The 11,237-nt window shown below is 46.5% G+C and carries 9 protein-coding genes; 2 read left to right on the forward strand and 7 right to left on the reverse strand.

The window, feature by feature from the left end; all coding sequences use genetic code 11:
• Positions 1-267 precede the first annotated feature (267 nt).
• From JGK36_RS31350 to JGK36_RS31360, 3 genes are all read right to left on the reverse strand, one after another.
• Positions 268-834 (reverse strand): diheme cytochrome C, encoded by a 567-nt coding sequence (locus tag JGK36_RS31350; RefSeq protein ID WP_293186842.1) that lies wholly within the window; start codon positions 832-834, stop codon positions 268-270.
• 73 nt (positions 835-907) lie between these two features.
• A complete protein-coding gene (locus tag JGK36_RS31355) occupies positions 908-1,816 on the reverse strand; it encodes an MBL fold metallo-hydrolase (RefSeq protein WP_293152460.1) in 909 nt (302 codons plus the stop codon).
• Positions 1,817-2,365: 549 nt separating this feature from the next.
• Complete coding sequence (locus JGK36_RS31360) at positions 2,366-2,878, reverse strand: inorganic diphosphatase (protein WP_293152463.1); 513 nt, start codon at positions 2,876-2,878, stop codon at positions 2,366-2,368.
• A 32-nt stretch (positions 2,879-2,910) separates the two neighbouring features.
• Between JGK36_RS31360 and JGK36_RS31365 the strand changes: the two genes are divergently transcribed.
• Positions 2,911-3,042 carry a hypothetical protein gene (locus JGK36_RS31365; RefSeq protein ID WP_293186843.1) on the forward strand — a complete coding sequence of 44 codons (132 nt, stop codon included), beginning with the start codon at positions 2,911-2,913 and terminating at the stop codon, positions 3,040-3,042.
• 69 nt (positions 3,043-3,111) lie between these two features.
• Here the strand turns inward: JGK36_RS31365 and JGK36_RS31370 are convergent, their stop codons facing one another.
• From JGK36_RS31370 to JGK36_RS31380, 3 genes are all read right to left on the reverse strand, one after another.
• The gene (locus JGK36_RS31370) at positions 3,112-4,506 is read right to left on the reverse strand and encodes a serine/threonine-protein kinase (protein WP_293199075.1); all 1,395 of its coding nucleotides are present in this window, start codon (positions 4,504-4,506) and stop codon (positions 3,112-3,114) included.
• Between the two features lie 254 nt (positions 4,507-4,760).
• Positions 4,761-6,107 (reverse strand): serine/threonine-protein kinase, encoded by a 1,347-nt coding sequence (locus JGK36_RS31375; RefSeq protein ID WP_293199077.1) that lies wholly within the window; start codon positions 6,105-6,107, stop codon positions 4,761-4,763.
• Between the two features lie 323 nt (positions 6,108-6,430).
• Positions 6,431-6,976: an inorganic pyrophosphatase gene (locus JGK36_RS31380; RefSeq protein ID WP_293186846.1), complete on the reverse strand. Its 546-nt coding sequence runs from the start codon at positions 6,974-6,976 to the stop codon at positions 6,431-6,433.
• A gap of 174 nt (positions 6,977-7,150) precedes the next feature.
• Between JGK36_RS31380 and JGK36_RS31385 the strand changes: the two genes are divergently transcribed.
• Positions 7,151-7,342: a hypothetical protein gene (locus tag JGK36_RS31385; RefSeq protein WP_293186847.1), complete on the forward strand. Its 192-nt coding sequence runs from the start codon at positions 7,151-7,153 to the stop codon at positions 7,340-7,342.
• Between the two features lie 56 nt (positions 7,343-7,398).
• On the opposite strand, the gene JGK36_RS31390 is transcribed toward JGK36_RS31385, so the two are convergent.
• Complete coding sequence (locus tag JGK36_RS31390) at positions 7,399-10,617, reverse strand: adenylate/guanylate cyclase domain-containing protein (RefSeq protein ID WP_293186848.1); 3,219 nt, start codon at positions 10,615-10,617, stop codon at positions 7,399-7,401.
• Positions 10,618-11,237 lie beyond the last annotated feature (620 nt).

The raw sequence follows: 11,237 nt of genomic DNA on the forward strand, positions 1-11,237 counted from the left end.
GCAGACAATAGGAGATGATAACTAATAACTTATATGCGGTCATGCTTCGCCCTCTTCCTTGCGCCAGATGCACCCCGAGGACTAAAGTCCTCACAGATTTTACAAGGTTTGTAGTGAGGACTTCAGTCCTGCTTTTTCCGAGAACAAAAGTCCTCACTACGAACAGATTTTATAAGGTTTGTAGTAAGGACTTCAGTCCTGCTTTTTCAGTAGTTCGATCGCTCAGACTTGAATTCTGATTTTCCTCAATCAAGAACTTAAGATTCCTTACGGGGAATTTTCCCACTCAGGGGTAAGCTGGCGGAAATTGTATTTAGACACACCTGGGTGACAAGTAACGCAACTGCTGATATTTGCTGGTTGCGCCAGCTTGACTCTGGGGTGCAAAGCTTTGAAGTAGCGAGAGGTGGCGACTCGGTAAGCTAGTTCTTCGTCTTTGGCTTCGGGACGGGAAAAAGTTTGCAGGTAGTTCCACACTAGCAGCCGGGGCGGGTCTACTAGGAGTTTCAAGGTTTGTCCGTAGTGTTGGGAATCTTGCAACAAGCGGCGCCAGGTTTCTGTTGGCAATACTTGCGGGGGTAAGCCGATGTGACAGGTGGCGCAGTTTTCTAGGTAGAGTTGCTGTCCGAGTTGGTAGCGTTCGGGGATGCGATCGACAGTGCCATTATCTTCAATAGCAGACACTTGAGCAAGTCGCGCTGGAGTGTTGGAGTTCGCAGTCTGGGCTGCCACCCATCCGCCTCCTGTACAGCAGACAATTATCAACACCAGCAATGTTGAGTAAAGCCCCCGCAAGCCACGAGAGCGATACTTGGGGGGAGTTTCGTGATTCATTCTGTTTCTGCGTTCTGGCTGCTAATTTCTGCGGTCTGGAGGAGTTTTTTCCCAGCCCGCATGGATGGGTTTTCTAGATTACTGGTATGCTCATGCCTTCGCGGGCCAAGCAGCTATTGGCGAATGCTGCCTGCACGTCTGCTTCGACGCGATCGAGAAAATTGTCGTCGTGACCGGGATCGTGGTGAAACATCACGATCTTTTTGACTCCCGCAGCTTTCGCTATTTCTACTCCGGCTTGCCAAGTTGAGTGTCCCCAGCCGACTTTTGGGTTTTTGAAGTCGTAATACTCTTCGTTGGTGTAGTTGGCGTCGTAAATCAGCACGTCTGCGTCGCGAGCTAGGTGTACTACATTTTCGTCCAGCCGATCGGGAAAATGCTCTGTATCGGTGCAGTAGACGGCCGTGTGTCCCTCCCAGGTGACTCGATACCCGATCGCGGTATTCGGGTGATTGAGCAATGCCGTTTCGACTTTCACATCGTCGAGTTCGAGAATATCCCCTGGGGTCAAATCGTTAAATTTGAGGTCTGACTGCATCACCTGGATGGGGACTGGAAAATTGGGGTGGTGCATTTGATCGGCAAGACGCTGTTTGATTGTAGTGCCGTTGGGGGCGATCGCTCCGTAAATGTGAAAGCAGTTCCCCGGGATAAAGGCAGGAGTAAAGAATGGAAATCCTTGAATGTGATCCCAGTGAGTGTGGCTGAAAAACATATGGGCTTCGACCGGCATTTGTCGCAGCAGGTTGAGGCCCAGAACTCGCAGACCGGTGCCACCATCAAAAATCAGGCGTTTTTTCCCCAAGCGCATTTCTACGCAAGAGGTATTACCTCCGTAGCGAATTGTTTTGCTGCCGGGGGTGGCGATGCTGCCCCGCACGCCCCAAAACTGAACGACAAACTCGGTCAAAGGACTATTTTCCATACTGGCTTTCTGATCGGAAGGCTCTGGAGTGGTTTGAGAGGGTGCGGAATCTGGCATCTTTTTTAGGTTTGGGCGCAGGAACTTGGGAGTTGAGATCTTAGTGTTTAGTTTTTAGTGTTTAGTTTTTAGCAATCCGTACTATAAAACGCTTTATAGAAAACTATCCGAGTACCAAACCCGGAAATCAGACTTACCGAACACTTGGGTTGTTAGAAGCCTCAACCCGTGCGCGATCGGTTGCTGTAACAGATATCACGCTTTAGAGACCATTTTTGCACCCTGTGGGCTGCCCGGCGTGCGGAACTGTCCTGAGATTAAGATAGCGTTGATGTCAGTGTTCGGGTAAATTTTCCTCAAAAGTAGAACGCATTCGCCCGCTTGCTGAGAATTTGCGCTTAATCTTACTCTATGACTAGGATTTTTTTCAAGATTGTGCCGGGGGTGGCGGTTTGAGGAATTCCGTTCCGGTGACTGGGGATTCACCAATGATTTTACATTCTAGCCACCCCCTCCTCGACTGCACGTCCTAGACGCGGATCGGTTGCATTAAGTTCGGCTTCCTGAATTGTTACTCGGGTTGCAGTCGAGGATGCAGGCGCTTGGAACCTATTTGCGATCGGCTGCGATGCACTTTTCGACTAACGGCATTACTAGATCGACATCTTGCCAACCCAGAATTTCGGTCACTTTTTTCTCCAAATTTTTGTAGGTTCTAAAAAATTCGGCTATTTCGTCCAAGCGGTGTGGGGCTACGTCTTTGAGGGACTTATAGTGAGCGTAACGGGGGTCTTTGTCGGGAACGCACAGCAGTTTTTCATCTCTGTCGCCTCCGTCGATCATTTCCAGCATTCCGATCGGACGGGCCGCGATGATGCACCCTGGAAATGTGGGCTCGTCCATCATCACCATGCCGTCGAGGGGGTCACCGTCATCGGCTAAGGTGTTGGGTATGAAGCCATAGTCGCAAGGGTATTGCACTGAGGCATAGAGCACGCGATCGAGTGCAAAGGCTTGCATCTCTTTATCAAACTCGTATTTGTTTTTGCTACCGGCGGTAATTTCGATCAGGACGTTAAGCAGTCCTGGTTTCGGCTGTGCCGGAATTAGCGATAAGTCCACAATAATATCTCCAACTTAACAGATGATCGGGGATGAGTGCTACTTGCCAAATCCCTTTCATAGCATTTTACGGGCGATCGGGATCGATGCTGCATAAAGCTGGATACAAAGCGGGGGAGTGCGAGAAGATACAGCGGACGGGCGGGACATCCCACGAACAATAGATTGGACGGGCGGGACGCCCATCCCACAGTTTGAGAGGGGAATGGTTTGTTTGGGCGATCGAGATATTTTCAGAACCAGATATTATTTTTCCCCTCTGTCAAAGTTTTTTTAATTTTCAATCCCAACCACTGGCTTAGTTCTGTTGCTAACCATGTGATTTCTGATTCACTTAGTCCCTGGTTTTCTCCTAGTTGATATTTTTGCTTGCCAGCTTGAATAAGCATCTGATAAATGTTGGAATTGTATTGCCTAATTTCCAATTGACAAATCTCCTGTCTGGACATCGATCGTGGATAATTCCATTTCAGCCCTAGAAGATTGCTGGTATAGGAGATTTGATGCCGATCTATTCTAACACGCAATTCCCGAAATAATGCAGAGAGAAGTGTTACTACTACAGCAGCTAGTAAACTTCCTGATAGCATAATCAACGAATTCCTTAATAAATTATTGATTACCGATAGGTAATTGGAACCACCTATCCTTAAAAGGATATTTGCAGCAACCGCAGCCGAGAACCAGGCAATCAAACTAAAATCGACTTCCTTAGGTGGAATTATAATTTCTATAAACTCCGAATTTTTTGTGAGTTTAATATCGCTTTCTGGCGGTTGCACTACAAGAGGATTTTTTTTGATTTTGTTGATAGCACAGGGATTTTCGTCGAGCGATCGGAATGCTTTATCAGCCGAAGATAACCGTTTTTCCAAGCTCGGTTCGGTCATCCACTCCAGCCAATGAATCAAATTAGGATTGAGGTGCTTCGCGCGATCGGCAAATTGAATTTTCAAATCCTGCTGCGATAGTTCCATGGGATGCAAACCCGTTACCAAATAAATTAAAGTTGCACCTAAACCGTACAAGTCAGAAGCCGGAACCGATCGCCCGCCAAATTGTTCCGGTGCCATATATCCATAAGTTCCGACTACTGTAATTGTGCCGCCAAACTTTGCAGCTTGGTTCTGCACCGAACCGAAATCAACTAAATAAACTTGTCCGACACTATGGCCGGATCTGCTGTGTAGTAAGATATTGCTTGGTTTAATATCGCGGTGAATAACAGGCGGATTTTGCTCGTGCAAATACATCAAAATTGCTAATAGCAATTTAGCTAATTCTTTCACCTCACTTTCGCTAAAAGTACGCCCGCAGCGCAAATGTTCTTCTAAAGTTCTTCCCTCTACATAAGTCTGTACCAAGGCAAAGCTTTTACTGTCTGGTTCGTCAATTTCCAGGTAGTCGAGGTGCCGAGGAATTCCTGGGTGAGAAAGTGCTTTTAAAGTTTCCGCTTCCCTTTCAAATAGCTTGAGGTCTTGCCATTCAAAATCGCTACCGAGGAAGAGCTGTTTGATGACAACTAATTCTTGAGTTTGTAAATCGCGAGCCAGCAGCGTTTGGCGACCGGTTTGTTTTCCCAGTATTCGCTGCACTTCATAGCTTTCTGCTAATATTTTACCAGTCATGTTTTATTACCTTTATTTCAATACGGTTCACTTAAGATGGTCATTGCGAGGAACGAAGCAATCACAGTATCTATTTTTCATGAGTTTTCCCTCTTGTCATCTCTTAAGTTAACCGTGTTGACCTTTATTTTAATTTGAAGCGAGCGTCGGGGTTCAGAAATCGGTTTTTTTAGCGAGTCTGGCGGTTACAACGCGTATTTTCGTAAAAACCCGGTTTCTAGAAGTCAGAGTGCCTAATTCCTGTAAATTTTAGATTATAGTCCGCTTGCTTTTTGATACCACCGGGCAATAGACTTGCTAGCTGTCCCCATTGACAGTCCTACAATTAGCGATATTGCAAGTATAAAGCTAATTTCAGACATGGAAAGCTCTCCATCATTAATAATATTCCACGTCCCTTCATCCTTCCAATCCTCCATCATCGGCCACAAGAAAATACTGGTCGCCGAGGTAAATGTCACGATACTAATTGCATTTAAAACCTGTCGGTGAAGTTTGGGATTAGTTAGGGGGGAAAACCAAAAGCACGTCACAATTGCTGCGATTATTCCATTCGCTAACGCCAGAGGCAAGGCGAAAAGAACGCTCCAGAATCCTCCGATAAAAATTTGCTCCCAAAACCCCATCGCAATGATGCTTAAAATTATTACTGCACAAGCTCCTATAGCTTTAGTTCCTGTCGAAATTCCGACCTCGATCGCATTCCAGAACAATTCGTCGGTACTCACAATTTTCCCCTGTCTCACTGGCCGGGAATATTTATCTATTTGCTGCGGTTTTTCCAGAACTTCTTTGGCAATCTGAACTGAGGCGGGACGGCGTTCTAAACTGGGATGCGTCATCCACTTCAGCCAATTGCTAAAACCGGGACTTAATTCCGTGAATTGCTCGAATTCAATCCGCAAATCTTGCTGTGGCAAATCGGCTGGATGCTGCTTGGTAATTAAGGCGATTAATGTTGCTCCCAAGCCGTACAAATCGGAAGCTGGAACTGCTCTCCCGCCAAATTGTTCGGGCGGCATATAACCATAAGTTCCGACAACGGTGACGGTTTTTCCCTGTTGCGTGGCTAGGGTTTGAACAGCACCAAAATCGACTAGGTAGACTTCACCGACGCTATTGCCCGATCGATTTTTGAGCAAAATATTGCTGGGTTTAATGTCGCGGTGAATCACCGGCGGCTGTCGCTGGTGCAGGTATCCGAGGATGTCTAGTAATGCTGTGGCTAATTGTTTGACCTCATTTTCGCTGAAGGTGCGGCCGTCTGAGAGATACTCTTGGAGGGATTTGGCTTCGATATAAGTCTGAACTAGGGCGAATCCTTTGCGGCTGGGTGTGTCGATTTCAAAGGAGTCGAGATATCGGGGAATTGCAGGATGGGATAGGGATTTTAAAGTTTCGACTTCTCGCTGGAACAGTTTCAAGTCTTCCCAGTTGAAATCGCTGCTGAATGACAGGAGTTTGACTACTACTTGCTGTTGGGTTTTTAAGTCGCGGGCGAGTAATGTTTGCCGTCCGGCTTGCTTGCCTAGTCGCCGTGAGCACTTATACCGATTTTCTAATATTTCTCCTAACAAATCCCCGATGTTTTGTCCGCTCATGTTCACCTGCCACTGAAGCGATTGAACCCAGCTTAGCTGGCCAAGCTGCAATTGTCTGCACTTGTTTAAGCGATTTAGATCGAACCTGGTGGTATCGCAATTAATATTACCCACACTCAGGAAACGGCACGTCCAGTTTCCCTAGGATCGATCGGGCTAGGGAAACGGCAATGCCGTTTCCTCCTAGCGAGCTCAGAGTGATTGTTTTGGAGTACGAACGCCGCACGATGCCTTGTCCGACATTGCTACGGCAAAAAACTTTTTTTTGCCAAAGAACCAGCGCCTTTAAACACCATAAAAATGCCCCTGATTCAAGCTTAAATTTAACGTTGAATTTGCTTGTAAATTGACTGCACTACATCTAGCATGGTCATGAGTTGGTGCCATTCGGGAGCGTCTGGTTGGTAGCTTTTGGCCCGCTGAGTTTTTAAACTCTGGTGCAATAAATTCAGCAGCGTCTCTGGAGACTGAAACGAGTTATCATCTTCATCTTTTGGGCTGGAGGCTGCATTTTCTATGGTTTCTTTGATGCTTTGTGCCTTATCTGCGAGACTCAAAGCTCTGCCCGCCATGTTTTCTGGCATTTTGGGCCGTTCCGACAAAGACTGGCGGGTCAGTTCTTCGAGCAGTTGGCGGACTTGAGCCACCCATTCGAGATCGTTTACCGAAAACCAATCAGATTTAAACCCTTGTCCCTGTGGTCTTTGCTGAATGCTTTGTAATTTTTGGAGCAGGGGAAGAGACTTTTGAGTGATGTTTTCGGGGATTCTGGGGATATCTGACAGCGAGCTGCGGGCAATCTCTAGCAATAGTTGGTAAACCTGATCTACCGACTCAATATCTCCCGATTGCGAATTCCAATTATCCATAACTGATGCTAGTAGTTTTCTATATCTAAGACTAGAACGTTAGCTTTCTGCTGAAAGCAAGCTGCTTTTAGGAGGCGCCAAAGTTATTAAGACTTACGGGCGCGGGGTAAAAAACCCGGTTTTTGAGTGGATGTTAGGTCGCCTTTGCCCCAGATTTTTCTTAAAAACTGGGTAATGCTGGCGCAAGTCCTAATTTTTTTTGGAAGCTCTTCTGAAGGTAGAAGTGCTGTGTTTGTTGTCGCCAAACACCGCACAATGCGGGTATCTGGCGGTGGCGAGGCAAGCGATCCCAAGTCCGGTTATCTAACAATCATACCTGCTGGAGCTGATTTAAAATTGCCCCAACAGGATATTAAGGTTAATTGATTGGAGGGGAGGTGCACTCCCGATCGCGATCGCCCCCTCCGCACCGGGTACCGCTGCTATTTTTCTTTGAGATTCCATACGCCGTCCCAGTTTAGTACGTCGGGAGGGCTGAGCTTATATAACCCGCAGCGATCGACGTGCAGTTTAGCTGCCTTGTTTTTGGGTTCAATGTCCAGAACAAGGTTAAATTCGCGTTCTGCGTCTCTAAAAGCTTGCTTGGCTTTTGGTTCTAAGACTTTCTTAAACTCGCTGAGGAGTTTTTTCACGCGATCGAGTCCCAGATTTTCAAATTCCTCCTCTAACATTTCTATCACTGTCTCGGAGGCTTTAATTTTAATTTTAGCCTGCAATAGCTGCCTGATCTGTGCGGGTTTCAGCCTTTTAATTTTAGGATTTGATGGTTCTAAGATGTCTGCTTCCAACAGTTTTTTAACCTCGCCCTCTTGCAACGATTGAATATCGTCTGCTGATAGCTGCTTGATTTTGGCTTGCAGCAACATTTTGGCTTCATCTTCCGAGAGGTTTTTGAGACCTTCCAATTTCAACAGTTGGATTTCTGGCTGCAACAGCACGATTAGTTTATCTGCTTCAGACAGATTTTTGGGATCGTACTCTGACAGCTTTTTGAGTTGATATAACAACTTCTTTAGTTCGTATTCCAACTGTTCCTCGACACTGTAGGAAAGTTTTTTGATTTCTGTCTCCGGCATTTGGGCGACATCATCTAAGATATTTTTCACCTCACTGTCAGATAGTCTGTGAGTGACTGGCGTCTTGTAATGTTCGCGACCCTTATTATAATGTTCTACAACTTGTTGCTGTTTTTCGGTTAGTGACTTGCCAATGGGCGAGTATCCTTCTTTGATGCCGACGAGTTCGTAAATGATAACTGGTTCGCTTTTGCCTTTGACGGTAATGAAGTCGAGTTCCCGCACGTAGACTCTCTCGTGATAATGCTTGTAGGTATTGTCACTAATAATTAAGTCAGTTCCGTACTGCTTGCTGGCGCCTTCTAAGCGAGAGGCGAGGTTGACGCCATCTCCTATAGAAGTCAATTCCATGCGTTTACTTGAGCCAATGTTGCCACTGACAACTTGATCGGAATGTATGCCCATACCAATACTGATGGGCAACTCACCATTAGCTATACGATCGAGATTGAATTTATCGAGTTCTGCTCGCATTTTCACTGCCGTTTGCATCGCGCACCAAGCATGATCTTCTAGGGGCGCCGGAGAGCCGAAAACTGCCATCAGAGCGTCGCCGATGTATTTGTCGAGAGTGCCTCCGTACTCGAATACGACATCTACCATCACTTCAAAATACTTGTTGAGCATCACCACCACTTCTTCAGCTTGCAATTTTTCCGTAAGTGTGGTATAGCTGCGAATATCTGAGAACAGCACCGAAACTTCCTTGCGCTTGCCGCCCAATCCTGTATCCCCTGAAGCTAACAGTGCTTCGGCTACTTCTGGGGTCATGTAACGGTACATCAAGTTTTTGACTTGCTTGGCGCTGCTAATATCTTCCATGACGACTAACGCGCCGTTGACTTTGTTGGGATCGGTAGCATCGGTCATTGAGTTGATCGAGAGATTGATACTCTGCGATTTTCCTTCACAGGAGAGCAAAACTTGATCGGGGTAATACTGCTGGCGATCGTTATCGTCTTCTGGAGACAAAGACGCATCGAACCACTTGGCAAAATCGCCTTTTTCTAACTTAATTAACTCGCGCAAAGATTGGCCTTCTGCTAATTCTGCCTCGCTGACACCGAGTAATTTTTGGGCGCTGGGATTTGTCGCAACTATATTGCCTTTTTTATCTGTAGAAATCACGCCGTTAGTCAGGGCGTGCAGCATATCTTTTTGTCTTTGTTCTTGCTGTTTGACTTCTGCAAACAGTTTGGCATTTTGCAGGGCCACTCCTGCTTGGATGTTAAACGACTGCATAAAGTCCAGGTCGTTTTTATTGAAACTCGCTTTCCACTGTTCGGGGGCCTGAGGCCAATCTGCCGGGTTGTAGGGCGGGAATTCTCCTTGTCGTTTTTTGTTGACTAACTGCGTAACTCCAATCAATTTGTTGTCGGAGTTAAACACTGGCATACACAGCATACTGCAAGTGCGGTAGCCTGTTTTTTGGTCGGTATCTCGCGAAGTTTTGGCGCGGGGGTCGTCGTACACGTCAAAGGAAATCAGCAGGTGTTCGCTGGATTGGGCGACGATTCCTGCAAAACCGGCTGTTCTGGGTATGCGAATTTCTGTAAGTGTGCCTTCTTTGTTGGGAAGTTTCGTCCACAGTTCATCTTTATCTTCGTCGATCAGCCAGAGGGTGCTGCGATCGGCATTCATGAGTTCTTTGGCCTGATCCATGACCCTTTTGAGGGTATCTTCTAAGTCGAGACTGCTCTTAGAAAGAGCGTTTACGGCATTCATCAGCGCCGTGGCGGCCCGCTGTCTCTGAGTTGCTGCGTAGAAAGATTTGGAGGATTCTAGAATTAGGCGAATTGAGGGAGCAAATTCATTGAAAACTCGTTCGTCTTCTTCCGTGAATCCAGCCCTGTCGATTTGTCGATCTAAACTAGCGTGATTTTGGTGATCGGGTTTTAGTTTATTAATCAGTTGAACGACTGCTACTAACTCGTTTGTTTCTTCCTTTAGCAGGGGCATTGCCAGCATTGTATAAGTGCGGTAGCCCGTTTTTTCTTCAACTTTTTTGGCGTTAGCCGATCGCGAATCGTTGTAAAAATCGTAAGGGATGTTAACCACTTTTTTCTCGGTGGCTACTTCTCCGGCGATGCCCACGTGGGCGGGAACTCTGATTTCTATGCTTTTGCCATTTTCGTCTTTGGCAACTTTTGCCCAGAGTTCATTTTTGTCGTCGTCTAATAAAAATATCGTAGTGCGATCGGCATTGAGCAATTCCCCTGTTTTGAGGGTAATCGACTGCAACATATCGTTGAGGATAGCGTCAAATCCCTCGCTCTCCAGGATGTTATCGAGCATTCCCAGGGTTTGATTGACAACCTTAAGTTTTTCTTCTACTTCCTTAACTGCTGCTACGGAACTTTCCTTATTTAGGTGAGCAAGAATGTTTGTGACTCCTTGGCGCGGGATAATTGCACTGCTGCTGGTAGGGGCAGGAGCAACCACGGGTTCGGGAGAGGGAGAAGGCGTAGGGGTAGAGTAGGGTTGATTATTTTCACTGCTGATAGGAGTGACATCTATCACGTTGTCCAGAGAAGAGTAATTTGTGGAAGATGCAGGAGGATTCATAGACCTTTACAGAAGCTTAAGTGTAAGGGTTAGTCTAAGCTAGGACAGCGGGCAAGTTCATCTTTTGAGTGAGACAGGTCGCACCTGACTCAAGTATGTGTGAAACTATTTCCCAGTTTACAGAAGTCCGGGCCTAGGGCAAGGGAGGTTCAGTTGGCATTGCTGCTCAACTGCTAGTGATACGGTAAAGCAACGGTGTGATTGCTGGAATCTTTTTAGAGATTGCGAATGGTGTTTTAATGGTTTATTAACTGATTTTGGCATTGTGCGCCCGGTTGAATTAGGTTTGCCCTATTCCAGAGATCGCCGACACGAACAGGAATGCGTGCTGCGGAACTGCTGAAAAACGGATGGCATTGTAGGATTAGCCGCAATTGTGACACCACCCATTGTTGGTGATGTGTGCCCTTCTGTACACAATTGTGGTTTTTAACTAGAATTTCTGTCAATTTTGCTGCTATACCCTTGCATCCCCAGACTTTAGTCTGGGGGCTGCGAGCTTTTTTTGTAAGATTGGCGGTTTTGAACCTCCCCAGGGCTAAAGCGACGGGGATTCGGGCCCACCCAAAAGGGCGACAGTGGGACATTCAAATATCCCTCTAGACCCTCAAGCTTGTGGC

The sequence above is a fragment of the Microcoleus sp. PH2017_35_SFW_U_B genome, from assembly GCF_020737865.1.
Taxonomy (GTDB): domain Bacteria; phylum Cyanobacteriota; class Cyanobacteriia; order Cyanobacteriales; family Microcoleaceae; genus Microcoleus.